The sequence below is a fragment of the Mesorhizobium sp. M1334 genome, from assembly GCF_040317995.1.
Lineage (GTDB): Bacteria > Pseudomonadota > Alphaproteobacteria > Rhizobiales > Rhizobiaceae > Mesorhizobium.
On sequence record NZ_JAMYLM010000004.1, the window covers coordinates 202,748 to 229,426 of the forward strand.

Sequence of the window (26,679 nt, forward strand, 5' to 3'; positions counted from 1 at the left end):
TGTAGGCCGGTTGATCGGACTGTGACTTCTGAGCTCTAGGCGCGAAATGAGGTGCGCGGCCCTGCCCTGTCAAGGGTAGTGGCGGCGATCATTGGTCTTTCGCCGGGCGGCGGAGCCAGGAGATAAGGACACCGGCAAGGGCGGCGGCAAGGCCGTACCAGGTTATCGCATATTGCAGATGGCTGTTCGGCAGGTCGATGACGGTGACGCCGCCGACCGGCAGCCCGCCGGGGTTGGGCGTGGCGTTCGCATCGATGAAGATCGGCACCAGCGCCGCACCTGCCGGCAGGCCGGCGCTCGAGGCCATCGCATCACGATCCTTCCAGTAGAAGATGTTCTTCTGCGGATCATTGTCGGGAAGCATCATCGAGGGCCTGGCCGGCAGCGGGTTGCGGGCGAGCCCCGTCACCGTCACTTCGCCCGTTACCTGCCCCTGCGGCCGCTTGGCTGAGTCCTTGAAATCGTAAGGCACGAAGCCGCGGTTGATCAGTACGAAACGGCCATTGTCGAGCTGCAGCGGCGTGAAGACATCGAAACCGGACTGGCCTTCCCAGGTGGCGAGGAAATGCCGCTCGCCTTGATGCAGGAAAGTGCCGGTCACCGTTACCGGCGTGTAGTCCACGTCGCCGGTGGCAGCAAACCGCTTTTCGACCTCGGCCAATGGCACGGGCGCCGAATGCGTGCGCTGGTCTATCGTCTCGAGAAGGCCCTCTTTCCAGTGCAGGCGCTGAACCTGCCAGGTGCCGAGCGCCAGCAGGATCAAAAACACGATGACACCCAGGCCGAGCGCCAATGCGCGCTTGGGCCGCGACCGGCCGGCCACCAAACCTGATGCCTCGCTCATTCGCCGCGGTCCAGTCGGCCCTCGGCCGCCTTGTTGCGGTATTGCAGCGTCAGCAGCACGCCCTTGATCAGCCGGAGCGCCGCCAGGCAAAGCACCAGCGTCAGCGGAATCCACAGCAGCAGATGCAGCCAGAGCGGCGGATTGAGCGTCACCTCCGTCCACAACGCCAGGCCGACGACGATGAAGCCGATGATCAGGATAACGAACACCGCCGGCCCGTCGCCGGCATCGGCGAAGGAATAATCGAGGCCGCAATTGGTGCAGCGATTGCCGACCGTGAGGAATCCAGAAAACAGCTTGCCCTCGTCGCAGCGCGGGCAGCGGCCATGCAGGCCGGCCGAGATCGGATCGATTGGTGGCCAGATCGCCTTGTCGTCGCTCATCGGATCATCCTAGGAGCATTTGCCGCAAAAGATAAGGCGGCCGCGTCGCCGCAGCCGCCTTGTCGATTTCCTCAGGTCGATCTCAATGCGGTTCGATCATCGCGCCGTTCGAGGCCCAGACGTAGATCGAGGCAAACAGGAACAGCCACACCACGTCGACGAAGTGCCAGTACCAGGCGGCGGCCTCGAAGCCGAAATGCTGCTTGGGCGTGAAGTCGCCCTTCATGGCGCGGATCAGGCAGACCAACAGGAAGATCGTGCCGATGATGACGTGGAAACCATGGAAGCCGGTCGCCATGAAGAAGGTGGCGCCGTAGATTGAATCCCTGAAGCCGAACGGCGCGTGCATGTACTCGTAGGCCTGGACCATGGTGAACAGCATGCCGAGGCCGACGGTCAGCACCAAGCCATTGATCAGGCCTTTACGGTCGCCGTGGATGAGCGAGTGATGCGCCCATGTCACCGTGGTGCCCGACAGAAGCAGGATGACGGTGTTGTAGAGCGGCAGATGGAAGGGGTCGAGAACTTCGATGCCCTTGGGCGGCCAAACGCCGCCGGTGAAGGCGGTGCGGGCGTATTGATGGACCTCGCCCGGAAACAGGCTGGCGTCGAAGAAGGCCCAGAACCAGGCGACGAAGAACATCACCTCGGAGGCAATGAACATGATCATGCCGTAGCGCAGATGCAGCGACACGACGCGGGTGTGGCGACCCTCATGCGCCTCCTTGATGGTGTCAGACCACCAGGCGAACATCGTGTAGATGACGATCAAAAGGCCAATGAAGAACAGCCACGGATTGGCAATGTTGAAACCGAAGATCGGGAAATCGCCGCCCTTGAGATACTGCATGTAACAGACGCCGCCGATCGCGGTCACCAGTGCCCCGACGGAGCCCAGGAAAGGCCACGGGCTCGGGTCGACGAGATGATAGTCATGCTGTGGTTTTGCGTGTGCGTCTGCCATATCAACCCCCGAGGCTTGCTTCGGTATCTGAAATCTTGTTGCGGCGGCCGTCGGCCGGCACCGATGATGCGACCGGCTTGGTCTTGTCGACCGGGAACATCGTGTAGGACAGGGTAATCGTCCTCAAATCCTTCAATTCCGGCGCGTTGACGATGTCGGGATCGACATAGAACACGACCGGCATGTCCAGCGTCTCGCCCGGCTTCAGCGTCGTGTCGGTGAAGCAGAAACACTCGACCTTGTTGAAGTAAGGTCCGGCCAGTTCAGGCTGTACATTGAAGGTGGCGCGTCCGGTGATGGGCCGGCTGAATTTGTTCGTCGCGCTGAAATGCGCCTCGGCGGTCTCGCCGATCTTGATGGTGATCGAGCGGTCGACCGGCTGGAATTGCCAGGGAACGCCGGCGGTGTTGGCATCGAAGCGGATGGTGATGTCGCGGTCGAGCACCCGATCGGCATATTGCTGGGTCGCCCGTTTGACGGTGCCGCCGTAGCCTGTCGCCTGGCAGAACATCGCATAGAGCGGCACCGCGGCGTAGGCCATGCCGATCATGCCGCCGAAAAACGCTATGCAGACGGCAGCGACGACGCGGTTCGTATTCTTCTTCGTAGGATCGGTGACTGTTTGCCTGGTCATCGTCAGCTCACATCGAGCCAGGGAAACTGTGGCCAAATTTCACGATGGTCGCGACGTAGAATATGACGACCAGCGCCGCCAGCGCGAAACCGATTGCGGCCGAGCGATTGCGGCGCGCCTTCTGCTGACGTTCGGTCAGCGTAACCAGTTCAAGCTTCTTTTCGGCCATGCTCATGCTCCGCCGACGGTCAGCGCGCGCGCGACGACGCAATCGCCAAGGTAGGTGGCGAAGATGGCGAAGAGATAAAGCAGCGAATAGCCGAACAAGGCCTTGGCCGGCTTCATCGCCCTGTCGTCATCGGCCATTTGCAGCACCTTCCACGCATACCAGACGAAGCCGGCGCCGAGCAGCAATGCAACGATGCCATAGGCCGGCGTGGTGAAGCCAAGAACCCATGGCAGCACGCCAACCGGCGCGAGGACCAGCGCATAGGCAAAGATCTGGCGCCTGGTCGCGGGATGGCCGGCGACGTTCGGCATCATCGGAATGCCTGCCCTGGCGTAGTCCTCCGACTTGAACAGCGCGAGCGCCCAGAAATGCGGTGGCGTCCACAGGAAGATGATCAGGAACAGCACCAAGCTTTCGAGGCTGACCGATCCGGTTACCGCCGCCCAGCCGATGACCGGCGGAATGGCGCCGGCAGCACCGCCGATGACGATGTTCTGCGGCGTCCGGCGCTTCAGCCACATCGTATAGATGACAGCATAGAAAAAGATGGTGAAGGCCAGAAGCGATGCGGCCAACCAGTTGACCAGCACGCCGAGCGTCATCACCGACAGAACCGACAGCACCAGCCCGAAACTCAATGCCTCGCCTGGCCGGATGCGGCCGGCCGGCACGGGACGGCCGGCGGTGCGCGTCATCACCGCATCGATGTCTGCGTCGTACCACATGTTGAGCGCACCGGACGCGCCAGCACCAATGGCAATAGCCAGGATCGCGATCACCGCCAGCAGCGGATTGATGGTCACCGGAGCGGCGACCATGCCGACAAACGCGGTGAACACCACCAGCGACATGACGCGCGGCTTCAGCAGGGCGAAGAAATCGCCCGCCGTCGCTTCCGACATGCGGAAGCCTGGCTCGTCAATCAGTCTGTCTTCGGCAAGGGCCATGCGTACTTAAAGTCCATCATTCCGTTGGCCAAAACCGCCGGTCGGCCGGCGGTTCCGTATTAAAGGAGGCAACCGCCTACTTGATCTTCGGCAACTGTTCCCACTGGTGGAACGGCGGCGGCGAAGGCAGCTGCCATTCCAGCGTGGTCGCACCCTCGCCCCAAGGATTGGCGCCGGCGACACGCTTCTTCTGGAACGCCTCGAAGACGCCGAACAGGAAAATGACGACGCCGACAGCCGAGATGTACGAGCCGTAGGACGACACCATATTCCAGCCGGCGAAGGCATCCGGATAGTCGATATAGCGACGCGGCATACCGGAAAGGCCGAGGAAGTGCTGCGGGAAAAAGACCAGGTTGACGCCGACGAAAGTGACCCAAAAGTGGGTGTTGGCGATCACGGGCGAATACATGTAGCCGGTCATTTTCGGGAACCAGTAATACCAGCCGGCGAAGATGGCGAAGACCGCGCCCAGCGACAGCACGTAGTGGAAGTGCGCGACCACGAAATAGGTGTCGTGCAGCGGGCGGTCGAGGCCGGCATTGGCCAGCTGCACGCCGGTGACGCCGCCAACGGTGAACAGGAAGATGAAGCCGATCGCCCACAGCATCGGCGTCTTGAGCGAGATCGACCCGCCCCACATAGTGGCGATCCACGAGAATATCTTCACACCCGTCGGCACCGCGATGACCATGGTGGCAAAGACGAAATAGCGCTGTGTGTCGAGTGACAGGCCCGTCGTGTACATGTGGTGGGCCCAGACGATGAAGCCCACTGCGCCGATGGCAACCATCGCATAGGCCATGCCTAGATAACCGAACACCGGCTTCCTCGAAAAGGTCGAGATGATGTGGCTGATGATGCCGAAACCCGGGAGGATCAGAATGTAGACCTCCGGATGGCCGAAGAACCAGAACAGGTGCTGGAACAGGATCGGATCGCCGCCGCCGTCCGGGGCGAAGAAGGTGGTGCCGAAATTGCGGTCGGTCAACAGCATGGTGATGCCGCCGGCCAACACTGGAAGCGACAAAAGCAGCAGGAAGGCGGTGATCAACACCGACCAGGCGAACAGCGGCATCTTGTGCATGGTCATGCCGGGCGCGCGCATGTTGAAGATGGTGGTGATGAAGTTGATGGCACCAAGAATCGAGGAGGCGCCGGCGATGTGGATTGAAAGGATCGCCAGGTCCATGGCCGGTCCGGGCTGGCCCGATGTCGATAGTGGCGGATAAAGCGTCCAGCCGCCGCCGACGCCGTAGGCGCCGGGCGCACTCGGGACGAAGGCCGAGATAATCAGCAGGATGAAAGCCGGCGGCAGCAGCCAGAACGAGACGTTGTTCATGCGCGGGAAGGCCATGTCCGGCGCGCCGATCATGATCGGCACCATCCAGTTGGCAAAACCGCCTATCAGCGCCGGCATCACCATGAAGAAGATCATGATCAGCGCATGCGCGGTGGTGAAAGCATTGTACATGCTCTTGCCGCCGTCGATGGCGGCGTCACCATTCATGCCGTAGACCATCTGCGCCAGGCCAGTGAATATCTGGATGCCCGGCTCCTGCAATTCCATGCGCATGACGACCGACAAGGCGCCACCGATGCAGCCCGCCATGATCGCGAAGATCAGATAAAGCGTGCCAATGTCCTTGTGGTTGGTCGAATACACCCACCGGACCCAGCCATGATATGGCTTGTGGTCGTGGTCGTCGTGAACTGCAGCGTCTGCCATGATCGGCTCCGTTCCCTGAATCTTTTCTGGTCGCGGCATCAGTTGCCGGCGGCCGCTACCTTGTTCGTGCCATCGACCTCGGCCATCAGCGCCTTGTTGGCGCCGGGAAGGTCGGTCTTGGCTGCCGCCAGCCAGGTCTTGTATTGCGCATCGGAGACGACGCGAATAGCGATCGGCATGAAGGCGTGGTCCTTGCCGCAGAGTTCCGAACACTGGCCATAATAGAGGCCTTCCTTGTCGGCCTTGAACCACACCTCGTTGATGCGGCCCGGCACTGCATCGGTCTTGATGCCGAAGGACGGCATGGCAAAAGCGTGAATGACGTCGGTCGCCGTCACCAGCACCCGGGTCATGGTGTTGACCGGAACCACCATCTCATTGTCGACGGCGAGCAGGCGCGGATACGCGGCGCGATCTTCCTTGCCGGCAGCAGCCCTGTCGGCATCCTGAAGGATCGCGGAATTGAAGGAAAGCGTATTGTCGACCTGGTATTCGTAGTCCCAGTTCCACTGATTGCCGGTCGCCTTGACGGTCAGCTTGGCTTCTTCCGGCGGCGTGTACTGCGCGGTCAGCAGCTGGAACGAGGGAATGGCGAGACAGAGCAGGATGACGACGGGACCGACAGTCCAGATGACCTCGATCAGCGTGTTGTGGCTGGTGCGCGACGGGGTCGGGTTAACGCTCGCCCGGAACCGCAAAATGCAGTAGGCGATCAGGAAAAGCACCAAGGCGGTGATCACAATTATGAACGCGAACGAGTAGTTCCCGAACCACTCGATCTGCCTCATAATGTCGGTCGCCGCAGGCTGAAAACTGGTTTCCCAAGGTTGGGGCTGGGCTGCACGAGCCGATGCAGCGGCAAACAACGTGGCGGCGGCACTAGCTACGATTTTGGCGGTTGCCAGGAATTTTCTCATCGCGCTCGTCATCTCCCAGTTCCTCGCGATCGGACCGCAAGAATGTCGAACAATGCCGGGACGGGAATCCCGGACAATTCAAGGCTGGTTCAAACCATACTCTATTTGCCTCCGCAAGGAAGGAGCGCCGGAACCCGTGCGGCATTTTTGCGCGCAAGCGCGGCGCTGGCTTCGTGCGGTGACGGCTCGCCGCGAATCACCAGAGCGGCATCCGAGTAGAATGAGCCGCGCGGCGCGCGGAACCGTCGCAATTAGGGCGAAATTGGCACGGAAAAGCGCATTGTCGCCTGTGTCGGGGCAGATCGCCGGGGTCTCGTCCTTTACTTGGGTTTAGTGCGGCTTAAAGTGCCGTGATTCGCAATGGAGCCGTCATGAACCCTTGGCTTTCGAGAACCTTGGCGAAGGTCATCCTTGTTGCCGCCGCAATAGCCTTGCCCGGCGCCGGCTTGGCCAATGCCGCGCAGCCAAGCGGCACCGTGAAGTCGACGCATGGGGCGTGGTCGATCATCTGCGATACGCCGGCCGGTGCTACGTCCGAACAATGCGTGATGATGCAGAACGTCGTCGCCGAGGACCGCCCGGAAATGGGTCTTTCCGTGGTCGTGCTGCGTACAGCCGACAATAAGGCCGAAATCCTTCGCGTGCTGGCGCCGCTCGGTGTGCTGTTGCCCAACGGGCTCGGCCTCAATGTCGACGGCAAGGATATCGGCCGCGCCTATTTCGTGCGCTGTTTCCAGGACGGCTGCTACGCCGAGGTCATCCTGGAAAAGCCGCTGCTCGACACGCTGAAGACCGGTACGTCCGCCACCTTCATCGTCTTCCAGACGCCGGAAGAGGGTATCGGCATTCCCGTCGACCTCAAGGGTTTCGCCGACGGCTTTGCCGCCCTGCCTTGAGGCTGCACGTTTGACGCTGAAACTGCTCGATGCGGACGACTTCGAGATATTCAAGCGAATTCGCCTGGAGGCTTTGCGCGCTGCGCCCGAAGCCTTCGCCAGCAGCGCAGCGGAATGGGAGCAACTTCCCGACGAGGAATGGCGGCGGCGCCTGACGAACAACCTGGTCGTCGTCAGCTTTCGGAGCGGGGAGTCTGTCGGCATAATGGGCCTGATGCGCCAGCCGGCCAGCAAGATGATGCACCGCGCGACGATCGTCATGGTCTATTTGCGCGGCAGCGAGCGTGGCGGCGGATACGCCGTCAAGATGCTCAATCTGCTGCTCGATCACGCCCGAGCATTGGGCATAAGGCAGGTCGAGCTGGCTGTAAGTGCTGAAAATCCAGCGGCCATACGATTCTATCAACGAGAAGGTTTTCACGAAATAGGCTGCATACCGGCCGGCTTTCTTCATGACGGCAGGGAGATCGACGAAATCATGATGGCACGCCGCTTGACTTAGGTCGTGGTGTTCCACCGTGAAGTTGCCGAACGGCGCCCAGGCGCCTACATGCCGTAAAATCACTTCTCAAGAGGCCAGCGCCATGAACAGCCTGATCGGCCAATTCGACATTTCCGACGATCGCATCAAGCAGATCGTCGCCGAGACTATAAACGGCGCCGACGACGGTGAACTGTTTCTCGAATACAGCGAAAGCGAAGCGCTGATGTTCGACAATGGCAAGCTGAAGACCGCCAATTTCAACACCGACCAGGGTTTCGGCCTGCGCGCAGTCGCCGGCGAGGCCAGCGGCTACGCCCATTCCAGTGATCTCTCCGAAGCCTCGCTGCTGCGCGCCGCCGATGCGGTTTCGACGGTCAAGAGCGGCTATTCCGGCACGCTTGCTGCGGCTCCCGCCCGCACCAACCGCCATCTCTACGGTGACGGAAACCCTATCCCCTCGCCTTCCTTCGAGACCAAGGCCAAGCTGCTTCAGGAAATCGACGCGTGGCTGCGGTCGGAGGACCCGCGCGTCCGGCAGGTGACGGCGTCGCTCGCCGCCTCCTGGCAGCATGTCGAGATCGTGCGCGCCGACGGCCAGATGGTGCGCGACATCCGCCCGCTGGTCAGGATCAACGTGTCGGTGGTGGTCGGCGACGGTGACCGCCAGGAGAGCGGCTCCTACGGCATGGGCGGGCGCAAGGATTTTGGCGAATTCCTGATCGAGGACAGCTGGAAGCATGCGGCCAAGGAGGCGCTGCGGCAAGCACTGGTCAATCTCGAAGCGGTTCCCGCGCCTGCCGGCACTTTCGACATCGTGCTGTCGAGCGGCTGGCCGGGCGTCATGCTGCACGAGGCCGTCGGCCACGGGCTGGAAGGCGATTTCAACCGCAAGAAGACATCTGCCTTCGCCGGCCTGCTTGGCCAGCAGGTGGCGGCGAAAGGCGTCACCGTCGTCGACGACGGCACCATTCCCGAACGGCGTGGTTCGCTGACCGTCGACGATGAAGGCACGCCTTCTGCCCACAACGTGTTGATCGATGATGGCAAGCTGGTCGGTTACATGCAGGACCGCCAGAACGCGCGTCTGATGGGCATGAAAGCCACCGGCAACGGGCGGCGCCAAGGTTACGCACACGAGCCGATGCCGCGCATGACCAATACCTACATGACCGCAGGCGACATGGAGCCGGAGGAAATCATTGCCTCGGTCAAGAATGGCATCTATGCCGTGTCGTTCGGCGGCGGCCAGGTCGACATCACTTCGGGCAAGTTCGTGTTCGGCTGCACCGAGGCCTACATGATCGAGAACGGCAAGGTAACGCAGCCGATCAAGGGCGCCATGCTGATCGGCAACGGGCCGGATGCCATGCATCGTGTGGCGATGATCGGCAACGACATGAAGCTCGACACCGGCATCGGCATGTGCGGAAAGGCCGGACAGGGCGTGCCGGTCGGCGTCGGCCAGCCGCATCTCAGGATGAACCAGATGACGGTCGGCGGCACCAGGGTTTGATGCGGCCGGCTTCGAACACCCTGTCCGTCCTGTCGATTTTCACTTATCTTACGTTCGTCTTACATCCAGAGGAGCGCCATCATGGCTGCCGCGGAAAAGCTCGTGACCACCGTCTCGACCAAGGGACAGGTCATCCTGCCCAGTTCGATCCGGAAACGGAGAGAATGGGACGCCGGCACACGGCTTCTGGTCGAAGATACCCCGGAGGGCGTGCTACTGAAGCCTGCGCCAGTCTTCGCCGAGACGCGGCCAGAGGACGTGTTTGGATCGCTGCGCTATAGCGGCAGGCCGAAGACGTTGGAAGAAATGGACGCGGGCGTGCTCGCCGAAGCGCGGCGGCGCCATGCTCGCGATTGATACCAACCTGATCGTCCGCTACCTGACGGACGATCACCCGACTCGGTCTTCCCGCGCCCGCGCGTTGATCGATAGCCAGCCAGTCTTTGTCGCCGTCACGGTAATGCTGGAGGTCGAGTGGGTGTTGCGCAGCGCCTACGGTTTGGCACCGCTCGAAATCGCCCGCACGCTACGGGCGTTTAGCGGGCTCCCTACGGTAGAGGTGGAAGACGGGACGGTCGTGTCGTCCGCGCTCGACCTCTCGGAAAGGGGATTGGATTTCGCTGATGCGCTGCATCTGGGCAAATCTGCTCACTGCGTTGGCTTCGCGACTTTTGATCGTAAGTTCGTCACGGCAGCGCAGGCGGCTGGATATGACGGCGTGCAAGAAGCATAGCAGTTTATGGCCACCCAGCCTGGCATGAAGGCGCGCCGTTCAGGCATAGATACCGGAACGAGCGGCCTTCAGGTAAGCGAGATTATCCGTCTTGCCTTCGCAAACCAGATCATAGGCGGTCTTTCCCACCCAGCCGGGATCGGCTGATGTTTGAACCAGATCGCTGCACGCACTTGATCGCCGGTCATCTCGCCGGCCGTCGCCAGAATACGAATGATGGGGCTCAATGCGGCGTCGACCTTGCGCGCTCCGGTCTTAGCGGCAAACGTGTTGCGGGCGATGCCGCTCAGGCCCGCCAGTTCGGTTTGGCTCATTATAAATTTCCTAGAATATTTGACCGGCGTACGCTCAAATGCGCTTTTCTAGTGCGCATTTCACGCCCGATAAATGCTGCTAGCGCCTTCTCTTGGGCTTCTCCAGCAATGCCACTGCCTCGACATGTGGCGACCACAGGAACTGGTCGATCGGGGTTACGCTCTTCAAGGCGTAGCCGCCATCGAGGAGGATGCGAAGATCTCGCGCCAGCGTTGCCGGATTGCAGGACACCGCGGCGACGAGCGGCACGTCGGAGCGCGCGATCTGCTTCGACTGGTCCTCGGCGCCGGCGCGGGGCGGGTCGAAGACTACGCCGTCAAAGGCATTCAACTCCTTGAATGTGAGCGGCCTCCGGAACAGGTCGCGACGTTCGCCGGTCACCCGCTTCAGGCCGCTGGCGAAACGGAATGCCCGGTCGAGCGCCGCGAGTGCTGCCGCATCGCCTTCCACCGCGTGAACCTCCGATCTTGCGGCCAGGCGCAGCGCGAAGCTGCCGCAGCCGGCGAAGAGATCGGCGACCTTTTTGGCGCGCGCGAAATGCTGGCCGACAATGTTGGCCATCGCCTGTTCGGCAGCCTCGGTTACCTGCAGGAAAGCGCCCGGAGGCACTGCGACGGCGACGCCATCAAACAGGACGACCGGTTTCTTTGGTTCGATAATGATCTCGCCGTCGATCGACAGCCTGGCTAGCCCCTCGGCCACGACGAAGTTGGACGCGACGCGGCGCTGGTTCTCGCCGAGCTTGCCGGAATCGTGAACCGCGACATCGAGGCCGGAACCGGTCACCGTCACCGCCATGTGGAACGATTTGGTCGTGGCGCAGATCAGTCCGGCAAGCATCCTCAAACGGTCGAGCGCAGCGACGATCTGCGGCAGCGAGATGGGGCATTCCTCGATCGAAATGATCTCGGATGACAGCGCGCGAACGAAACCGAACTGCATTCCCGCCTCGCTCCGCCGGGCGGTGAAGACGACGCGGCGGCGCGTGTGCGGCGCGCACGGCACCGGCGCGCCGACATCGCAAGCGATGCCCTTGCTCTTCAGCGCATGCACGACCTTTTCGCGCTTCCACCGGTGGTAGGCTTCAGTCTCGAGATGCTGGACGGCGCAGCCGCCGCATGCGCCGAAATGCCGGCACGGCGGATCGACCCGCAACGGCGAAGCCTCAAGGACCGACATCAAGGTGGCGCGATCTTTCTCCCGCGCGGCGGTGACGACCTCTCCCGGCAGCGCGAACGGAATGAAAACCTCACCGGTTTCCGTCTCGGCGATGCCGTCGCCCTGCGAGCCCAACCTTGCGATCGTGAAACGGGTGCTCATCGCTTCTGGGTCTCGACGTCCTTGATGCCGCCGAGCAGGAACTCGCGGTTACCGTCGCCGCCCTCTATCGGCGACAGATGCAACCCCAGCGAGCGCCAGCCGGGAATGGCATCGAGCCAGTCCTGCATCAGGCCGGCAATGCGCGCCGCATCATAGGGGTCCTTCAGCAGGCCGCCCTTGCCGATCGCCTCGCGGCCGGCCTCGAACTGCGGCTTGACCAGAAATACAGCCTTTGCGCCGTTCCCGGCCAAGGCAAGCGCCGGCGGCAGCGCCAGTTTCAGCGAGATGAAGCTGACGTCCGAGACGACGAAATCCGGCACACGGCCGCCGAGATCGGCTGCCGACAGTTCGCGCGCATTCAGGCCTTCAATTACCGTCACGCGCGGATCGCCGGCAAGGTCGGAGTGCATCTGGCCGTGCCCGACATCGATCGCCGTGACATGCGCCGCGCCGCGTTCGAGCAGCACCTGCGTGAAGCCGCCGGTCGAGGCGCCGACATCGAGGGCTTCGCTGCCGGTGGGGTCGAGGCCGAAATGGTCGAGACCAGCCTTCAGCTTCAGTGCGGCGCGCGACACGTAACCTTGCGCCGGATCGTCAACGACGATGTTGCACTCAGGCAGAACGGCCTGGCTTGGCTTGCGGGCGACGATGCCATCGACCGTCACGGTGCCGCGCGCCACCGCATCGCGGGCACGCGAGCGGCTGGCAAACAGGCCGCGCTGGACGAGCAATTCGTCGAGCCTCTGGCGTATGCTGGCTGGCGGAAGGAAAGTCATCGGCCTTCATGGCGAATGCCAACGATGATGGCAAGGATATTGGCGATGAGACAAGGCATGGGTGGAAAAGCGGTGAACGCATCAAGCCGCTCCGCTACCAGTCGAACCTCGCGCCAGGCGCGACGCAATGCTAAGAACGAGATGCCGTTTTGCGGTCGAAACGCGGAGGAGGAAATGCTGACGGGAACCTGCCACTGCGGTGCCGCCCGCTGGACCCTGGAGGGCGATCCCGGTTCGGTAACTGCCTGCAACTGCACACTTTGCCGTCGCTACGGCACGCTCTGGGCTTACGATTTTGTCGACGAACGCATCCGCCTTGCCGGGCCCGTAAGCGCCTATCGGCGCGTCGGAAAGGCTCATCCTTCACTTGAGATTCTCTTCTGTCCAACGTGCGCTTGCGTCCTGGCCTGGCACGGTTTGCATCCCGATGCGGCTGGGCGCTACCGCATCGCCGTCAATGTGAGGCTTGCGCCGCCCGAGGCCGTCGCCGATCTCCCGATCGACCATTTCGATGGTCTCGATACATTCGAGGATTTGCCGAGAGATGGTCGCTGCGTGCGGGATATGTGGTTCTAGTTCTAGAGTCTCTTCGGGATCATGCTTTAGAATATCGTCCGCGAAACCCGCCGTTCGACGGGCGGCGCCAGACCGTCGCTGCTGTCGCCGGACACCTGCGTGCGCGGCCGGAAACAGCAGCGTAAACAGCATGTTACGACTGTTCGCCGGCAATTTGATTCAAGCAGTTGAGATTTTGATTCAGACCGGCATTTTGCAGCCAAGTTGAATCGCTTCGGCGTCGCGGGAAATGCGTCTAAAACTAGGCGCGCTGGGCCTGCGCGGTATGCCCCAACGCCACGAACACAGTGCGCACGATGCCGGCGCTGTCCAGCCCGGCATCGGCATACATTTTTTCCGGCTTGGCATGGTCGACGAAGGCGTCGGGCAGCACGAGTGGGCGCACCTTCAAGCCGCTCTCCAGCAGCCCTTCATGGGCCAGGAACTGCAGCACATGGCTGGCGAAGCCGCCGACCGCGCCCTCTTCCACCGTGACCAGTATCTCGTGCGAACGGGCCAGCCGCCGGATCAGGTCCTCGTCGAGCGGCTTGGCAAAACGGGCATCGGCGACCGTGGTCGAAAGCCCGGCCGCGCCAAGCTCCTCGGCCGCGGCAAGGCAATCCTGCAGCCTGGTGCCGAAGGAAAGCAGCGCAACCTTGGTGCCTTCCCTGACGATCCGGCCCTTGCCGATCTCCAATACCGAGCCGCGTTGCGGCATCTCGACGCCAACGCCGTTGCCGCGCGGGTAGCGGAAGGCGATCGGGCCGTCATCGAAGCTTGCAGCGGTGCGTACCATGTGGCGCAGCTCGGCCTCATCGGCCGCGGCCATGACGACGAAACCGGGCAGCGTCGCCAGGAACGTCGTGTCGAACGCGCCGCAATGGGTGGCACCATCGGCGCCGACGAAGCCGGCGCGGTCGATCGGAAAGCGCACCGGCAATTTCTGGATCGCCACGTCGTGAACGACCTGGTCGTAGGCGCGCTGGAGAAAGGTCGAGTAGATCGCCGCGAAAGGCTTGAAGCCTTCCGTGGCAAGGCCGGCGGCGAAGGTCACCGCATGCTGCTCGGCAATGCCGACATCGAAGGTCCTCGCCGGAAACGCTTCGCCGAACAGGTCAAGCCCGGTTCCGTTCGGCATGGCGGCGGTGATGGCGACGATGCGGTCGTCCTCTCGGGCCTCCTGGATCAGGCTTTCGGCAAACACCTTCGTATAGCTCGGCGCATTGGCGGGCGCCTTGGCCTGGGCGCCGGTGATGACGTCGAATTTGTTGACGCCATGATATTTGTCGGCCGCCGCCTCGGCCGGAGCGTAGCCCTTGCCCTTCTGGGTCACGACATGGATCAGCACCGGGCCGTCGGCATTGTCGCGGACGTTCTTCAGCACCGGGATCAGGTGCTCGAGGTTGTGACCGTCGATCGGACCGATGTGGTAGAAACCCATCTCCTCGAACAGCGTGCCGCCGGTGACGTAACCGCGCGCGTGCTCGACCGCGCGCTTGATGGCGCGATCCGCGCGCTCGCCGAGATAGGACGTCAGCTTCTTGCCGAAATCGCGCAACCCAAGATAGGTCTTGCCTGAGGCGAGCCGCGCCAGATAGGCGCTCATCGCACCGGTCGGCGGAGCGATCGACATGTCGTTGTCGTTCAAGATGACGATCAGCCGGGCATCGAGTGCGCCGGCATTGTTCATCGCCTCGTAGGCCATACCGGCCGACATGGCGCCGTCGCCGATGACGGCAATGACATTGTTGCGGCCATCGGACAGATCGCGCGCCATCGCCATGCCGAGGCCGGCTGAAATCGAGGTTGAGGAGTGGGCTGCGCCAAACGGATCGTATTCGCTCTCGACGCGACGCGTGAAGCCGGACAGGCCGCCCTCCTGCCGCAGCGTGCGGATGCGGTCGCGGCGGCCGGTCAGGATCTTGTGCGGATAGGCCTGGTGGCCGACGTCCCAGATCAGCCGGTCGTCCGGCGTGTTGAAGACGTAGTGCAGCGCGACAGTCAGTTCAACGACGCCAAGGCCGGCGCCGAGATGGCCCCCGGTGTGGGAAACGACGTCGATCAGTTCGGCGCGAAGCTCTGACGCCAGCTGCGGCAGGTCGGCTTCGGCAAGCGTGCGCAAATCGGCTGGGACGCGGACCTTGTCGAGAAGCGGCGTATCGGGCTTTGCGTTCACTGTTTGCGAGCCTGGTCAGATTTTCTGTTCATCGTGAAATATGCCGCTGGCCGGCGAATGTAAATGTGGCGGTAACGCGCATCAGCTTTCGGGCAGCGGGATGAACTCTTGCTCGTCTCCAGGAACGATATCGAAGCGGCCCGTCTTCCATTCTTCTTTCGCCTGCTCGATGCGTTCCTTTGAGGACGATACGAAATTCCACCAGATATAACGTTTCGAACCGAGGGAAGCGCCGCCAAACAGCATGAAGTGGGCGCCGCGATCCGATGAAACAACGATCTCATCGCCGGGCCGGAAAACCAGCAGCCGCTCGGCCGGGAAGCGGTCACCGGATATCGAAACCTCGCCTTCCAGCGTATAGATGGCGCGTTCCTCGGCTTCGGCCGGGATCTTCACGCTGGCACCCGGCGCCAGCCTGAGGTCGGCATATAGCGTGTCCGAAGCGGTGGCGACCGGGGAGCGCAGTCCGGACAATGCACCGATGACGATACGGCCGCTGACACCCTCTGCATCGATTTCGGGCAGGCGCAGGGCCGCGGTGTTTTCGAAGACCGGCGCGACCTCTTCCTTGCCGTCCGGCAGCGCCAGCCATGTCTGCAGGCCGGAAACCGACATCGGCAAGCCGCGCAGTTCTTCCGGCGTGCGCTCCGAATGGACGATGCCGCGGCCGGCGGTCATCAAATTCACGTCGCCGGGCTGGATCACCATCTCGGTGCCGAGCGAATCGCGGTGCCTGATCTTGCCGTCGAACAGGTAAGTCACCGTCGACAGGCCGATATGCGGATGCGGGCGCACGTCGAGCGCCTGGCCGGCCCGCAGAACGGCTGGACCCATGCGGTCGAAGAAGATGAAGGGTCCGACCAGCCGGCGCCTGGCCGTCGGCAAGGCGCGGCGAACCTGAAATCCGCCGATGTCCTTGGCATTCGGAATGACCATCAGTTCGATCTGATCGCTGGCGAAGGCATCGCCCATCTGCGGATCGTTTCCGGGAAAGAAGCTCACGCGGTCCCCTCAGGCGAAGCGAAGTGCAGATTTGGCCTTCGCCTTGGCCGCCACCTCTTCGCGATTGCGCGGATGCTGCGTCGTCTCGAGGCTGTCGAGCAATTCACGCGCCGAGGCGGCAATGGCCTCGACGGCATGGTCGAACGCATGCTGGTTCTGTTTCGACGGCCGTGTCGTTCCGCTCAGCTTGCGGACAAACTGAAGTGCGGCATCGCGGACCTCGTCATTGGTTGCCGGCGGATCGAAATTGAACAGGGTTTTGATGTTTCTGCACATCGTTCGCAATCTCCTCTCGTCCTGGAGCCGTTTCAAACGGGATGAGTTTTACCCTCAATCGTGATGATGTCCAAAGCCGGTAAGCACAATCGTCGTTCGAGGCCGCGCCTCAGTCCGCATCCAGCGGCTCTGTCCCCACCGGCTTGCCGTCACGCGACAGCCTGATTTTCTCGACCTTGTCCTCGGCCGCTTTCAGCAGCCGGTCGCAATGCGCCTTCAGCGCCTCGCCGCGCTCGTAAATGCGGATCGACTGGTCGAGCGGCACGTCGCCGCGCTCCAGATCGTCGACGATCCGTTCCAGCGCCTCGAGCGCCTGCTCGAAGCTCATCGCCTTGACGTCCTCGTTGGTCTCACCAGCCATCATTTATCCCTTCATCAGCCGCCCGATATGGGCGGCGACCGAAAATGCCAATCCCTGCAGATCGTAGCCGCCCTCGAGAACGCTGACGAGCCGGTTGCGGCTATGGCGCCCGGCTCGTTCGAGCAACTGGCCGGTCGCCCAGTCGAAATCATCCTCGGTCAGGTTGATCTCGGCCAGCGGATCGCGGTGGTGGGCGTCGAAGCCGGCGGAGATGATGATGAGATCGGGCGCAAAATTGTCGAGCGCCGGCAGGATGCGTGACAGAAAGGCGTCACGGAAAACATCGCTGCCGCTCTGCGGCGCCAGCGGCGCGTTGACGATGTTGCCGGCGCCGGTTTCGCTCGCGGCCCCGGTTCCCGGGTAAAGCGGCATCTGGTGTGTCGAGCAATAGAGCACCGACGGATCGTCCCAGAAGATGTCCTGCGTGCCGTTGCCGTGATGCACATCCCAGTCCACGACGGCGACGCGGCCGGCGCCATGGTTCTTCTGCGCGTAGCGTGCCGCGATCGCCGCGGTGTTGAACAGGCAAAAACCCATGGAGGTGGTCTTCTCGGCATGATGGCCGGGCGGCCGAGCGGCGACGAAGACGTTCTCGGCACGGCCGGTGAAGACGTCGTCGACCGCGGCGTTGGCAGCGCCGATCGCGGTCACGGCCGCCTGCCAGCTCTTCGGGCTGGCGGTGGTATCGGCGTCGATACGGGCGATGCCGGTGTCCGGTATCGCTGCGCGGACACGTTCGACGAATTCGGGCGGATGCGCGTAGAGAATGGTTGCCTCGTCGCCCTCAGGCGCCTGGACGCGATCGAGCGCCGCGAAGGCCTCGTCGTCAAGCACACGCTCTATGGCGCGCAGACGGTCCGGCCGCTCCGGATGACCGGGCGGTGTTATGTGCTCGAGGAAAATCGGATGGGTGTAAAGTCTCGTGACCATGCCCCGATATAGGCGCGCCTTACCGCTTTGGCCATGTTTTCGCGCGCTGGCGACGCGATGTTCAACAGGGTTTAGGCAACCGGCGTCGGCTGAGCCCACCGCGAGCCGCCTGGGATTGGCGAAAAGATGACCTCAGGCCGGTGATCGGTCAACCTCGGGCTGCATCGCTGACGGTCGATCAGGTTGATGCAGCCTGCCGGTGCGATTGAGCAGCCCTTCCAGAAGAACCTTGAACGCCTTCACTGCCTTCTTCGACGTCGCTTCGGGATCGTTCGAATTTGCGATCCACTGCGCCGCATGCAGCGAGGCGCCGCTGACCAGCCTTGCCGCGGCTTCGGGATCGACGGCGAGAATTGTCCCCTCGTCGCTCAGTCTTTGCAGGCTCTCTGTCATCGAGCGGATGCATGTGCTCTGGCTTGGCCATTGCGATGGATCGCCGAGCACCGCCGGCCCGTCGCGAAGCACGATACGCTGGATCTCCGGCTCCAGCGCCATCTCGATATAGGCGGTGCATTCGTCGACAAAGCCCTGCCAGAGATTGTCCGGCTTGGCCGAAACGACCTTCAGCCGGGCTGCCATTTCGGCGTCGATCTCGGCGATAACCGCCTGGAGCAGGCCCTTCTTGTCGCCGAAGTGATGATAGAGCGCACCGCGCGTCAGCCCGGCCGATGCCGTGAAGTCATCCATCGAGGCTTCGGCATAGCCGAGCGTGCCGAAGGCCTGGCGCGCCGCGGCAATCAGTTTGGCGCGGGTCTCGGCAATCATCTCCCTGCGTGGTCTGTGCATTGCCCTGGCCCTATTAACATACGCCTCGTATGCCAATTGACATACGCCGCGTATGATCTATTTAAACTCATACGCTACGTATGTAATCGCCGAACCGGCCGTTGTCGAGGAGCCAGACCATGCAAAATCCCTATTCCCAGATCTTTCGCGCGCCGGGCGCCAAGGGCTTTGCTGCGGCCGGGTTCGTTGCCCGGCTGCCGATGGCCATGGCTCCGATCGGGATCGTCGCAATGCTGTCGCAGACCGATGGCGAATACTGGCTGGCCGGTGCCGTTTCCGCGACATATGCGCTGGCGAACGCTTTCGTCGCCCCGCAGGTATCGCGACTGGTGGACCGCCTCGGCCAGACGCGGGTTGTGGTGCCGACCACCATGATTTCCACGCTCGCTTTCGCGATCCTGATTGCAGCGGCCAATCAGCATTGGCCGATATGGACGCTATTCGTCTCGGCGCTGCTCGCCGCCGTGATGCCCAGCATCCCGGCAATGGTGCGCGCACGCTGGACCGAGATTTTTCGCAACCGCCCCGAGTTGAACACGGCGTTCGCCTTCGAGTCGGCGGCGGACGAACTGGTCTACATCGCCGGCGCATCGCTGTCGGTCGGACTGAGTGTCGCGCTTTTCCCGGAAGCGGGAGTGCTCGCGAGCACATTGTTCCTGGCCTTCGGTTCGACGGCCTTCATCCTGCAGCGCTCGACCGAACCGCGAGCGCGACCGGTGGAACACGGTTCGGGCGGCTCGGCAATCCGCCTGCGGCCGGTCCAGATCATTACCTTGGCCCTGATCTTCATCGGCGCGACCTTCGCCACCACGGAGGTGAGCACCGTGGCGATCACCAAGGAGCTTGGCCAGCCGGGCGCCGCCAGCTTCGTCATCGGCGTCTACGCGCTCGGATCGTTCGTCGTCGGCATCGTCATCGGCGCCCTGAACCTGAAAGTGCCGCTGCAGATTCAGCTTGCCATCGCAATCGCCATCATTGCGCTCACCACGCTGCCGCTGCTCGTCGCCGACACCGTGCCGCTGCTGGCACTGGCCGTCTTCGTTAGCGGCGTGGCAATCTCGCCGACCTTCATCACGGCATTCGGCCTGATCGAGCGGCGCGTGCCGGAGGCGGTGCTGACCGAGGGCGTGACCTGGGTGATGACCGGCATCGGCATCGGCATGGCGCTCGGCTCCTTCGCCGCCGGCTGGGTGGTGGACGCTTTCGGCGCGCAGAACGGGTTCTGGGTCTCGGTGGCATCGGGCACAATCGCTTTGGCCATCGTGCTCGCCGGCCAGCGCAGCCTTGCCGCGCCGAACTGCGACATGGCGGCATGCGACGCAGCCGCGGTCGCTGCGGAATAGTTGCCGGTGCGGCCGGCCCCGAGCCGGGGCCGGACGCATACCAGCACCGTGAGAATGGCCTAAAGAATCTCGGTCTTGGCGATGTGGATGCCAAAACCTTCGAGGCCGACATAATGGCGCTCGCGCGAGGCGATCAGATTGATCGAGGAAATGCCGAGATCCTTGAGGATTTGCGCGCCGAGGCCGATCTCGCGCCATTCGTTTTCGCGGCGGCGAGCCTCTTCGTGATCCTCGCGGTCGCCGGCAGCCGGGCGCTTGCGCTCCTGATGGGCGACGCCGACCGAGCCTTCGCGCAGATAGACGATGACGCCGCGCTTACGCTCGCCCATCGTCTTCATGATGGCGTCCAGTTTGTGGCTGGTGCCGAACACGTCGCTGACCACGTCCTCGGAATGAAGGCGCACCGGCACCTCCTCGCCGTCGCGGATGTCGCCGAAGACGATCGCTACATGATGCATCGAATCCCAGGGCAGCGTGTAGGTGAAGACCAGTGCCTTGCCGCCTGCCGTCTCGATGTCGGAACAGGCGACACGCTCGACCAGCGTTTCCTTGCGCTGCCGGTAGGCGATGAGGTCGGCAACCGAGATCTGCTTCAACCCGTGCTTTCCGGCGAAGGCCTGCACCTGCGGGCCACGCATGACGGTGCCGTCATCGTTGACCAGCTCGGAAATGACGCCGACCGGCGGCAGGCCGGCGAGCTTGCAGAGGTCGACAGCGGCCTCGGTATGGCCTGAACGCATCAGCACGCCGCCTTCGCGTGCGATCAGCGGAAAGATGTGGCCGGGCCGGACGAAATCGGAGGCGCCGACATTGCCGTTGGCGAGATTGCGCACCGTCAGCGTGCGGTCGTCCGCTGAAATGCCCGTCGTGGTGCCGTGCTTGAAATCGACGCTGACGGTAAAGGCGGTGGTGTGGGCCGAATCATTGTCGGCGACCATCGGCGACAGGTTGAGCCGCTTGGCTTCCTCGCGCGGCATCGGCGTGCAGACGATGCCCGACGTGTTGCGAACGATGAACGCCATCTTTTCCGGCGTGCAATGAACGGCCGCTACGATCAGGTCGCCCTCGTTCTCGCGGCCGTCATCGTCCATAACGACGACGATCTCGCCGCGCTCGAAGGCGCGCAGGGCTTCGACGATCTTCTTCTGGTCGTAAGGCATAAGTGCTCGCTTCGCTCGCAGGGAATAGGGGAGTAGGGCAGTACGGGAGTAGAGAAAAGGAAAAATGCTGTCGTGGGAGCTGCGTAACCTACTCCCCTACTCTACTCCCTACTCCCTTCCCGTTTGTCCCCGATGACGCAGATAATGATCGGCAATGACGCAGGCAACCATCGCCTCGCCGATCGGTACGGCGCGGATGCCGACGCATGGATCGTGCCGGCCCTTGGTCATGATCTCGACGTCGTTACCGTCCTTGTCGATCGACTTTCGCGGCGTCAGGATCGACGAGGTCGGCTTGACGGCGAAACGCGCGACGATCGCCTGGCCGGTCGAGATGCCGCCGAGGATGCCGCCGGCATTGTTGGACAGGAAGACCGGCTTGCCGTCATTGCCCATGCGCATCTCATCGGCATTCTCCTCGCCGGTGATGCGGGCGGCCTCGAAACCGTTGCCGATCTCGACACCCTTGACGGCGTTGATCGACATCAGGCCGGCGGCGATGTCCTGGTCGAGCTTGGCATAGATCGGCGCGCCAAGCCCCGCCGGAACGCCGTCGGCGACGATCTCGATGACCGCACCGACCGAGGAGCCCGCCTTGCGGATGCCGTCCAGATATTTGGTGAAGACGGCGACGGACGCCGGATCCGGCGTGAAGAACGGGTTTTCGGCGTCGCCGACGAAATTCCAGTTCCAATTGGCGCGATCGATCGATTTATCGCCCATCGACACCAGCGCGCCACGCACCACCATGCCGGGCACGACCCTGCGGGCAAGCGCTCCGGCCGCCACCCGCGCTGCCGTCTCACGTGCCGAGGAGCGGCCGCCGCCGCGGTAATCGCGCAGGCCGTATTTGACCTCGTAAGTGTAATCGGCATGGCCCGGCCGGAACTGGCGGGCGATGTCGCCATAATCCTTCGAGCGCTGGTCGACATTCTCGATCAGCATCGACACCGGCGTGCCGGTGGTGATCATCGTCTCACCGTCCTCATCGAGGATGAAGCCGGACAGGACCTTCACCTCATCCGGTTCGCGACGTTGCGTCACAAAACGTGACTGGCCGGGGCGGCGCTTGTCGAGTTCGGCCTGGATCTCGTCGCGAGTGAAGCGGATGCCTGGCGGACAGCCGTCGACGACGCAGCCCAACGCTGGCCCGTGGCTTTCGCCCCAGGTGGTGACGCGGAAAAGATGGCCGAACGTGTTGTGCGACATGGAACCAGCCCTGCCGGCGTCGGAGCCGGCCTTGCGCATAACCCCGAAAATCGGAGCGATTTTCGGAAAGGATCATGCACAAAATCAAAAGTGCTACAGCGTCCTTTGCGCGTCCAGGAGGACGCGCGGCGCTGTCGCCTGCCTTCTATTGGCGTTTTCCACAGTGGTCAAACTGTGATCCGGCGGATTTAGTTTTGACACATTCGATTGGTTTCTGCTCAGTTCCGTTCCGTTGGACCGAGCCGCTGTACCGGCGATGATTAAAGAGGACGATGATGCGTATCCTGATTGGCGCTGTTGCCGCCACGCTGTTGATTTCCACCGCGGCCTTCGCCGGCCAGACCGAAGGCCTGATCAAGAAGGTCGACAAGGATGCGCTGATGCTGACGCTGGACGACGGCAAGTCCTACAAGCTGAACGCCGAAACCGACCTCGATGCGCTGAAGCCAGGCATGGACATCGTCCTCGCCTATGACGTGACGAATGGCGAGAATGTCGTCACCGATATGGAACTACCGGACACCGGATCGACCGAGTAGGACGCGTCGACACTCAGCTGATGCCGGCCCGACCTGATCTCAACATATGCTGCGTCATCGGTCTCAAAGCCACTCCAGGCGCCGGCCCTCCAGTCTGAGCACGCGGTCCTGCGGCACGTCCATGCTGACCGCATCTTGTTCGGACATCCCCAGTACCAAGCGGAACATTACGCGCATGACGCCACCATGGGTCACGCAGACCGTCTGGCGATCGAGCGCGTCGAACCACGGCTTCACCCGTTCGAGCAGCATCTGATAGCTTTCGGCGCCTTCGCCGGGCGGCTGGAAATTCCATTTATCGAGCCGGCGGCGCCTGGTCGAACCAGGATTGTTCGCCTCGAGTTCGGCAAAGGTGAAACCCTGCCAGTCGCCAAAGCTCAATTCCACGAGCAGCGGCTCGGTACGATAGGCGTGCGGATCGAGCTTCATCGCCGCGCGCAGGCGCTCCATCGTCTCGCGCGTGCGCCGCATCGGGCTGGCGACAAAGTCGAAATCCTCGGGCTTGTCGATGAGTTCGGCCAGCCTGCGCCCGTTGCGGCTAGCCTGCTCGCGGCCAAGCTCGTCGAGGTCGGTATCGGCCTGCCCCTGCAGCCGGGCCTCGGCGTTCCACGCCGTCTGGCCGTGGCGCACGATATAGACGAGCGGGTACATCGGGTCTTCCGGAAGAGGTCAGGCGGTGGCGTCAGTCCTTGACCGTCGAAATATCCGGCGCGTCGACCGCCTTCATACCGACGACATGATAGCCGGAATCGACATGATGGATCTCGCCGGTGACGCCACGCGAAAGGTCGGACAGGAAATAGACGCCGGAATCGCCAACCTCCTCCTGCGTGACCGTCTGCTTCAACGGCGAATTGTATTCGTTCCATTTCAGGATATAGCGGAAATCGCCGATGCCGGATGCGGCAAGCGTCTTGATCGGGCCGGCGGAGATCGCGTTGACACGGATCTTCTTGGCGCCGAGATCGACGGCCAGATAGCGCACGCTGGCTTCGAGTGCCGCCTTGGCGACACCCATGACGTTGTAGTGCGGCATCACCTTTTCCGCGCCGTAATAGGTCAGCGTCAGCAGCGAGCCGCCGTCGGTCATCAGCGCCTCGGCACGTTTGGCAATGGTCGTGAAGGAATAGACCGAAATATCCATGGTGCGCAGGAAATTATCGCGCGTCGTCTCGACATAGCGGCCGGTCAGCTCGTCCTTGTCGGAAAAGGCGATAGCGTGGACGAGGAAATCGAGCTTGCCCCAATGGCTGGCGATATCGGCGAACACCGCATCGAGGCTGGCCGGGTCGGTCACATCGCAATGGCCCGCGACATGCGCGCCCAGTTCCGCCGCGAGCGGCTCGACACGTTTCTTGAACGCCTCGCCCTGATAGGTCAGCGCGATCTCGGCGCCGTGATCGACACAGGCCTTGGCGATGCCGTAAGCGATCGAGCGATTGTTGGCGATGCCAAGGATAAGGCCGCGCTTGCCGGCCATAAGGCCCCGTTCACCCGCCATGTCAGCGCTCTCCGCAAGGTTCTCTGCTTTGTGGAGTGCCTATCGCACAGCCACAGTGCCCCTTCAAGCGTTCAAAGCGGACAGTTCGCGGGACAAAGCGGTTGCTCAGCAGTGCCGCGCGTCCTTTGGACGTGCAAAGGACGCTGTAGCGCTTTGACCTTGCGGTCGTGGGCCGGTGGGCAAATCCGACACTTGGTGTCCGTGTGGCACGGCGGAAGATGACCCTTTGGCGGAAGTTTCGTTGGCCAGCGGCCGAAGTCACGCTCATGACCCCAAGCCGACAATGGGACCGCTTACATCGAACGACCGCTTGATGTCGCTACCGAGTCCTTCCGTCACAGCAGAAATCCCGTCTCGAATCCTTTGCCACGTGTAGGTTTGACCTCACGGAAGCCGAGAATTACAGATAGACTTATATTAGCAGATGCTATATTAGGGTGCGGGGACGCGAGGGGCCGCTAGTGTACTCGGATTGCCGTCCTTTCCTTAGATTGATTGGGCCATTCGCGATTGAGAGCGCGGATGGCGCGGACGTCACGCCGCATGGCAGACGGTCTAAGGCGCTCTTGGCCATGCTCGCCCTGGCACCCAACGGTACGCGGAGCCGAAAATGGCTGCAAAGCAAGCTCTGGAGCACTCGCGGCGAGGAGCAGGGTGCAGCAAGCTTGCGGCAGGAGCTGTCCGAGGTTCGGAAGTCGCTCCGCAGCGCCGGCATTGATCTAATCTCGACCGATCGTGATGTGGTTCGACTCGACGTCGCTTCGATCGGCATCGATTTGAACGATCCACCCGAAGGCTCTGCCACGCGTGATCTGCTTGAGGGCCTCGATATTCGCGATCCAGAGTTCGAGGATTGGCTTCGTGAGCAAAGAAGCCAATGGCCCCGGCCTCGCACAGTGCCAGCAAACGTCTTTCCTGTTGCCGCGGCAGATCAGTTGTCCGGACAGCGAAGCGCCTCACTTCTGAATTCGTCGCGGCTATGCTTGGGCCTGGTTCGCGATGCCAGGTGGACGGAGGGCTCCGCTAACAGGGCCGTCAGCGACCTTGTCCTGGATCTGGTGGTTCGATCGATCCTGAATTTCGAAGTGGTCGACGTCGTGGATTTTCAAGCGCAGGGACCGCTGACCCAAGCGCCTGACACTGCGCTACCAGACTGGCTGTTGCAAACCAGGGCAACGGTGGTGGGCGACAGAGTGGGCCTGACATTTGCATTAATTGCGCCCGGTGACAGCCGGCTCTTGTGGTCGCATACGGATTTTCTCGAGCCGGCCGACCTGACTGGCCCGGCGAGCCTGAAGCTGATGTCGTTCGTCAATCAGATCGTGTTTTCGATCCTCGAATTCGTTCTCGATCCTAAGTCCATCCGCGACGAGCCCCGACACCGGGCGTCTCGGCTTGCATTGACAGCGCTGCGACAGGTATTCCGCATGCGCGATACGGACCTGGATTCGGCGGAGCGCATGCTCGCCGAAGCATATGAGCTCGACCCGCGTAGCACGTATCTGGCGTGGCAGCTGTTTGTGTTTGTCACCCGCTTTGGCGAGAGACGGGTCGGCCGCTCGGGCACCTTTCACGATCAGGTTCGGGAATGCGCCAGTCGCGCCGTCGAAGTGGCCCCCTTCAATCCTATCACCCTGGCGTTGGCCGCTCATGCCCATTCGTTCGTCTTTCGTGAATACGCACAGGCACTGGAACTCGCCGATCGAGCGATAGCCGCTAACCCGCTACAAGCCATTTGCTGGGACATGCGTGCCTTGACGCTCGGCTATCTCGGCGAAGTGAAGCGTGGCTATGAGGATGCGATGCGCGCACGTGCACTGGGCGGGCCTCCCCTGTATCGTTACTGCATCGATACCACGTGCTGCATCTTGGCAACTCTGAACGGGCGCTTCGAGGAGGGGATACGTCACGGCGAGCGTGTCCTTGCGCAGCAACCCACATACCTACCCGCTTTGAGATACTCGGCTGCCTGCCACGGGCATTTGGGGCAGACTGTGGAGGCAGTTCGAACTATCGAACGCTTGCGCGCCTGGGAGCCGGATTTCTCGCTCGAGCTGCTTTCGGAGGAGAATTATCCAATTGCAGGCGTACTCGGAGTTTCGGTTATCAAGAGCGGGTTGTCGCGGATAACGCTGCCAAGGTACGCACCCTAGCGCTGCGCACCGCAGGCGTTACGTCGAGGCTCCGACCAACAGTTGGCGCGGATCAAATTTAGAA

The 26,679-nt window shown here is 62.5% G+C and carries 29 protein-coding genes and 1 pseudogene; 9 read left to right on the forward strand and 21 right to left on the reverse strand.

Translation table 11 applies throughout. The features are described from left to right. Positions 1 to 88: 88 nt before the first annotated feature. The 8 genes from NKH17_RS10600 to coxB form a co-directional block, all read right to left on the reverse strand. Positions 89 to 844, reverse strand: a complete 756-nt coding sequence (locus NKH17_RS10600) for an SURF1 family protein (RefSeq protein WP_352895772.1) — start codon at positions 842 to 844, stop codon at positions 89 to 91. Next, complete coding sequence (locus NKH17_RS10605; protein ID WP_352895774.1) at positions 841 to 1,227, reverse strand: DUF983 domain-containing protein; 387 nt, start codon at positions 1,225 to 1,227, stop codon at positions 841 to 843. Before NKH17_RS10605 ends, NKH17_RS10600 begins: the two co-directional genes overlap by 4 nt. 82 nt (positions 1,228 to 1,309) lie before the next feature. Continuing rightward, positions 1,310 to 2,191 carry a cytochrome c oxidase subunit 3 gene (locus tag NKH17_RS10610; RefSeq protein WP_254818455.1) on the reverse strand — a complete coding sequence of 294 codons (882 nt, stop codon included), beginning with the start codon at positions 2,189 to 2,191 and terminating at the stop codon, positions 1,310 to 1,312. Between the two features lies 1 nt (position 2,192). Then, positions 2,193 to 2,825, reverse strand: coding sequence for a cytochrome c oxidase assembly protein (locus tag NKH17_RS10615; RefSeq protein ID WP_352476673.1), 633 nt, complete (start codon positions 2,823 to 2,825; stop codon positions 2,193 to 2,195). A gap of 7 nt (positions 2,826 to 2,832) precedes the next feature. Then, positions 2,833 to 3,000 carry a cytochrome c oxidase system small membrane protein gene (locus tag NKH17_RS10620; RefSeq protein WP_023674135.1) on the reverse strand — a complete coding sequence of 56 codons (168 nt, stop codon included), beginning with the start codon at positions 2,998 to 3,000 and terminating at the stop codon, positions 2,833 to 2,835. Then, positions 2,997 to 3,941: a heme o synthase gene (locus NKH17_RS10625; RefSeq protein WP_352895776.1), complete on the reverse strand. Its 945-nt coding sequence runs from the start codon at positions 3,939 to 3,941 to the stop codon at positions 2,997 to 2,999. The genes NKH17_RS10620 and NKH17_RS10625 overlap by 4 nt, the downstream gene beginning before the upstream one ends. 76 nt (positions 3,942 to 4,017) lie before the next feature. Further along, entirely contained in the window at positions 4,018 to 5,670 is a 1,653-nt protein-coding gene (gene ctaD / locus NKH17_RS10630; protein WP_352476671.1) for a cytochrome c oxidase subunit I, read from the reverse strand. A 38-nt stretch (positions 5,671 to 5,708) separates the two neighbouring features. Continuing rightward, complete coding sequence (gene coxB, locus NKH17_RS10635) at positions 5,709 to 6,587, reverse strand: cytochrome c oxidase subunit II (RefSeq protein ID WP_254818655.1); 879 nt, start codon at positions 6,585 to 6,587, stop codon at positions 5,709 to 5,711. Positions 6,588 to 6,958: 371 nt separating this feature from the next. Between coxB and NKH17_RS10640 the strand changes: the two genes are divergently transcribed. The 5 genes from NKH17_RS10640 to NKH17_RS10660 all read left to right on the forward strand — a co-directional run bounded on the left by NKH17_RS10640 (position 6,959) and on the right by NKH17_RS10660 (position 10,213). Continuing rightward, entirely contained in the window at positions 6,959 to 7,483 is a 525-nt protein-coding gene (locus NKH17_RS10640; protein ID WP_254818452.1) for an invasion associated locus B family protein, read from the forward strand. A gap of 10 nt (positions 7,484 to 7,493) precedes the next feature. Then, the gene (locus NKH17_RS10645; protein WP_352895779.1) at positions 7,494 to 7,985 is read left to right on the forward strand and encodes a GNAT family N-acetyltransferase; all 492 of its coding nucleotides are present in this window, start codon (positions 7,494 to 7,496) and stop codon (positions 7,983 to 7,985) included. A gap of 82 nt (positions 7,986 to 8,067) precedes the next feature. Then, positions 8,068 to 9,480 (forward strand): metalloprotease TldD, encoded by a 1,413-nt coding sequence (gene tldD / locus NKH17_RS10650; protein WP_254818450.1) that lies wholly within the window; start codon positions 8,068 to 8,070, stop codon positions 9,478 to 9,480. 81 nt (positions 9,481 to 9,561) lie between these two features. Next, entirely contained in the window at positions 9,562 to 9,837 is a 276-nt protein-coding gene (locus NKH17_RS10655) for an AbrB/MazE/SpoVT family DNA-binding domain-containing protein (protein WP_254818449.1), read from the forward strand. Next, positions 9,824 to 10,213: a type II toxin-antitoxin system VapC family toxin gene (locus NKH17_RS10660; RefSeq protein ID WP_254818448.1), complete on the forward strand. Its 390-nt coding sequence runs from the start codon at positions 9,824 to 9,826 to the stop codon at positions 10,211 to 10,213. Before NKH17_RS10655 ends, NKH17_RS10660 begins: the two co-directional genes overlap by 14 nt. 39 nt (positions 10,214 to 10,252) lie before the next feature. Here NKH17_RS10660 and NKH17_RS10665 read toward each other — a convergent pair. The 3 genes and pseudogenes from NKH17_RS10665 to NKH17_RS10675 form a co-directional block, all read right to left on the reverse strand. Continuing rightward, positions 10,253 to 10,515: pseudogene (locus tag NKH17_RS10665) on the reverse strand (DUF2384 domain-containing protein); the annotation flags it as partial. Positions 10,516 to 10,606: 91 nt separating this feature from the next. Further along, on the reverse strand, positions 10,607 to 11,848 hold the full coding sequence (locus tag NKH17_RS10670; protein ID WP_352895783.1) for a class I SAM-dependent RNA methyltransferase: 1,242 nt from the start codon (positions 11,846 to 11,848) through the stop codon (positions 10,607 to 10,609). Further along, complete coding sequence (locus NKH17_RS10675; RefSeq protein ID WP_352895785.1) at positions 11,845 to 12,624, reverse strand: TlyA family RNA methyltransferase; 780 nt, start codon at positions 12,622 to 12,624, stop codon at positions 11,845 to 11,847. The genes NKH17_RS10670 and NKH17_RS10675 overlap by 4 nt, the downstream gene beginning before the upstream one ends. Before the next feature lie 174 nt (positions 12,625 to 12,798). On the opposite strand from NKH17_RS10675, the gene NKH17_RS10680 reads away from it, so the two are divergent. After that, on the forward strand, positions 12,799 to 13,200 hold the full coding sequence (locus tag NKH17_RS10680) for a GFA family protein (RefSeq protein ID WP_254818654.1): 402 nt from the start codon (positions 12,799 to 12,801) through the stop codon (positions 13,198 to 13,200). Positions 13,201 to 13,441: 241 nt separating this feature from the next. Here NKH17_RS10680 and dxs read toward each other — a convergent pair whose 3' ends face one another. The 6 genes from dxs to NKH17_RS10710 all read right to left on the reverse strand — a co-directional run bounded on the left by dxs (position 13,442) and on the right by NKH17_RS10710 (position 18,710). Next, positions 13,442 to 15,355, reverse strand: coding sequence for a 1-deoxy-D-xylulose-5-phosphate synthase (gene dxs / locus NKH17_RS10685; RefSeq protein ID WP_352476664.1), 1,914 nt, complete (start codon positions 15,353 to 15,355; stop codon positions 13,442 to 13,444). Positions 15,356 to 15,436: 81 nt separating this feature from the next. Then, on the reverse strand, positions 15,437 to 16,357 hold the full coding sequence (locus NKH17_RS10690; protein WP_352895788.1) for a pirin family protein: 921 nt from the start codon (positions 16,355 to 16,357) through the stop codon (positions 15,437 to 15,439). Positions 16,358 to 16,366: 9 nt separating this feature from the next. Next, positions 16,367 to 16,633, reverse strand: a complete 267-nt coding sequence (locus NKH17_RS10695; protein WP_023716908.1) for a DUF2277 domain-containing protein — start codon at positions 16,631 to 16,633, stop codon at positions 16,367 to 16,369. 109 nt (positions 16,634 to 16,742) lie between these two features. Further along, a complete protein-coding gene (locus tag NKH17_RS10700; RefSeq protein ID WP_031211056.1) occupies positions 16,743 to 16,994 on the reverse strand; it encodes an exodeoxyribonuclease VII small subunit in 252 nt (83 codons plus the stop codon). Positions 16,995 to 16,997: 3 nt separating this feature from the next. Continuing rightward, entirely contained in the window at positions 16,998 to 17,924 is a 927-nt protein-coding gene (locus NKH17_RS10705) for a histone deacetylase family protein (RefSeq protein ID WP_254818442.1), read from the reverse strand. Positions 17,925 to 18,056: 132 nt separating this feature from the next. After that, positions 18,057 to 18,710: a TetR/AcrR family transcriptional regulator gene (locus NKH17_RS10710; protein WP_352895793.1), complete on the reverse strand. Its 654-nt coding sequence runs from the start codon at positions 18,708 to 18,710 to the stop codon at positions 18,057 to 18,059. Between the two features lie 119 nt (positions 18,711 to 18,829). Between NKH17_RS10710 and NKH17_RS10715 the strand changes: the two genes are divergently transcribed. Further along, positions 18,830 to 20,053, forward strand: a complete 1,224-nt coding sequence (locus NKH17_RS10715; protein ID WP_352804320.1) for an MFS transporter — start codon at positions 18,830 to 18,832, stop codon at positions 20,051 to 20,053. A 59-nt stretch (positions 20,054 to 20,112) separates the two neighbouring features. On the opposite strand, the gene ribB is transcribed toward NKH17_RS10715, so the two are convergent. Then, positions 20,113 to 21,213 (reverse strand): 3,4-dihydroxy-2-butanone-4-phosphate synthase, encoded by a 1,101-nt coding sequence (gene ribB, locus NKH17_RS10720; protein ID WP_352895796.1) that lies wholly within the window; start codon positions 21,211 to 21,213, stop codon positions 20,113 to 20,115. 108 nt (positions 21,214 to 21,321) lie between these two features. Continuing rightward, entirely contained in the window at positions 21,322 to 22,422 is a 1,101-nt protein-coding gene (aroC, locus tag NKH17_RS10725) for a chorismate synthase (RefSeq protein ID WP_352895799.1), read from the reverse strand. Between the two features lie 275 nt (positions 22,423 to 22,697). Here aroC and NKH17_RS10730 point away from each other — a divergent pair, with 275 nt between their 5' ends. Continuing rightward, positions 22,698 to 22,961 (forward strand): DUF1344 domain-containing protein, encoded by a 264-nt coding sequence (locus NKH17_RS10730; protein WP_352895801.1) that lies wholly within the window; start codon positions 22,698 to 22,700, stop codon positions 22,959 to 22,961. Positions 22,962 to 23,024: 63 nt separating this feature from the next. Here NKH17_RS10730 and NKH17_RS10735 read toward each other — a convergent pair whose 3' ends face one another. Together NKH17_RS10735 and fabI are read right to left on the reverse strand one after the other, a co-directional pair. After that, positions 23,025 to 23,612 carry a histidine phosphatase family protein gene (locus tag NKH17_RS10735; protein WP_352895803.1) on the reverse strand — a complete coding sequence of 196 codons (588 nt, stop codon included), beginning with the start codon at positions 23,610 to 23,612 and terminating at the stop codon, positions 23,025 to 23,027. A 31-nt stretch (positions 23,613 to 23,643) separates the two neighbouring features. Further along, positions 23,644 to 24,462 (reverse strand): enoyl-ACP reductase FabI, encoded by an 819-nt coding sequence (gene fabI, locus NKH17_RS10740; RefSeq protein WP_352593325.1) that lies wholly within the window; start codon positions 24,460 to 24,462, stop codon positions 23,644 to 23,646. 572 nt (positions 24,463 to 25,034) lie between these two features. Here fabI and NKH17_RS10745 point away from each other — a divergent pair. Then, positions 25,035 to 26,615: a hypothetical protein gene (locus NKH17_RS10745; protein ID WP_352895805.1), complete on the forward strand. Its 1,581-nt coding sequence runs from the start codon at positions 25,035 to 25,037 to the stop codon at positions 26,613 to 26,615. The last annotated feature ends 64 nt before the right edge of the window (positions 26,616 to 26,679 follow it).

Excerpts from the sequence above, each read along its gene's own strand:
- NKH17_RS10605 (WP_352895774.1), bottom strand. The coding sequence starts at position 1,227 with ATGAGCGACGACAAGGCGATCTGGCCACCAATCGATCCGATCTCGGCC.
- NKH17_RS10600 (WP_352895772.1), bottom strand. The coding sequence starts at position 844 with ATGAGCGAGGCATCAGGTTTGGTGGCCGGCCGGTCGCGGCCCAAGCGC.
- NKH17_RS10670 (WP_352895783.1), bottom strand. The coding sequence starts at position 11,848 with ATGAGCACCCGTTTCACGATCGCAAGGTTGGGCTCGCAGGGCGACGGC.
- coxB (WP_254818655.1), bottom strand. The coding sequence starts at position 6,587 with ATGAGAAAATTCCTGGCAACCGCCAAAATCGTAGCTAGTGCCGCCGCC.
- NKH17_RS10680 (WP_254818654.1), top strand. The coding sequence starts at position 12,799 with ATGCTGACGGGAACCTGCCACTGCGGTGCCGCCCGCTGGACCCTGGAG.
- NKH17_RS10700 (WP_031211056.1), bottom strand. The coding sequence starts at position 16,994 with ATGGCTGGTGAGACCAACGAGGACGTCAAGGCGATGAGCTTCGAGCAG.
- NKH17_RS10655 (WP_254818449.1), top strand. The coding sequence starts at position 9,562 with ATGGCTGCCGCGGAAAAGCTCGTGACCACCGTCTCGACCAAGGGACAG.
- tldD (WP_254818450.1), top strand. The coding sequence starts at position 8,068 with ATGAACAGCCTGATCGGCCAATTCGACATTTCCGACGATCGCATCAAG.
- ctaD (WP_352476671.1), bottom strand. The coding sequence starts at position 5,670 with ATGGCAGACGCTGCAGTTCACGACGACCACGACCACAAGCCATATCAT.
- NKH17_RS10735 (WP_352895803.1), bottom strand. The coding sequence starts at position 23,612 with ATGTACCCGCTCGTCTATATCGTGCGCCACGGCCAGACGGCGTGGAAC.
- NKH17_RS10620 (WP_023674135.1), bottom strand. The coding sequence starts at position 3,000 with ATGAGCATGGCCGAAAAGAAGCTTGAACTGGTTACGCTGACCGAACGT.
- aroC (WP_352895799.1), bottom strand. The coding sequence starts at position 22,422 with ATGTCGCACAACACGTTCGGCCATCTTTTCCGCGTCACCACCTGGGGC.
- NKH17_RS10695 (WP_023716908.1), bottom strand. The coding sequence starts at position 16,633 with ATGTGCAGAAACATCAAAACCCTGTTCAATTTCGATCCGCCGGCAACC.
- fabI (WP_352593325.1), bottom strand. The coding sequence starts at position 24,462 with ATGGCGGGTGAACGGGGCCTTATGGCCGGCAAGCGCGGCCTTATCCTT.
- NKH17_RS10675 (WP_352895785.1), bottom strand. The coding sequence starts at position 12,624 with ATGACTTTCCTTCCGCCAGCCAGCATACGCCAGAGGCTCGACGAATTG.
- ribB (WP_352895796.1), bottom strand. The coding sequence starts at position 21,213 with ATGCCTTACGACCAGAAGAAGATCGTCGAAGCCCTGCGCGCCTTCGAG.
- NKH17_RS10715 (WP_352804320.1), top strand. The coding sequence starts at position 18,830 with ATGCAAAATCCCTATTCCCAGATCTTTCGCGCGCCGGGCGCCAAGGGC.
- NKH17_RS10710 (WP_352895793.1), bottom strand. The coding sequence starts at position 18,710 with ATGCACAGACCACGCAGGGAGATGATTGCCGAGACCCGCGCCAAACTG.
- NKH17_RS10640 (WP_254818452.1), top strand. The coding sequence starts at position 6,959 with ATGAACCCTTGGCTTTCGAGAACCTTGGCGAAGGTCATCCTTGTTGCC.
- NKH17_RS10625 (WP_352895776.1), bottom strand. The coding sequence starts at position 3,941 with ATGGCCCTTGCCGAAGACAGACTGATTGACGAGCCAGGCTTCCGCATG.
- NKH17_RS10660 (WP_254818448.1), top strand. The coding sequence starts at position 9,824 with ATGCTCGCGATTGATACCAACCTGATCGTCCGCTACCTGACGGACGAT.
- NKH17_RS10705 (WP_254818442.1), bottom strand. The coding sequence starts at position 17,924 with ATGGTCACGAGACTTTACACCCATCCGATTTTCCTCGAGCACATAACA.
- NKH17_RS10615 (WP_352476673.1), bottom strand. The coding sequence starts at position 2,825 with ATGACCAGGCAAACAGTCACCGATCCTACGAAGAAGAATACGAACCGC.
- NKH17_RS10745 (WP_352895805.1), top strand. The coding sequence starts at position 25,035 with ATGCTCGCCCTGGCACCCAACGGTACGCGGAGCCGAAAATGGCTGCAA.
- NKH17_RS10730 (WP_352895801.1), top strand. The coding sequence starts at position 22,698 with ATGCGTATCCTGATTGGCGCTGTTGCCGCCACGCTGTTGATTTCCACC.
- NKH17_RS10610 (WP_254818455.1), bottom strand. The coding sequence starts at position 2,191 with ATGGCAGACGCACACGCAAAACCACAGCATGACTATCATCTCGTCGAC.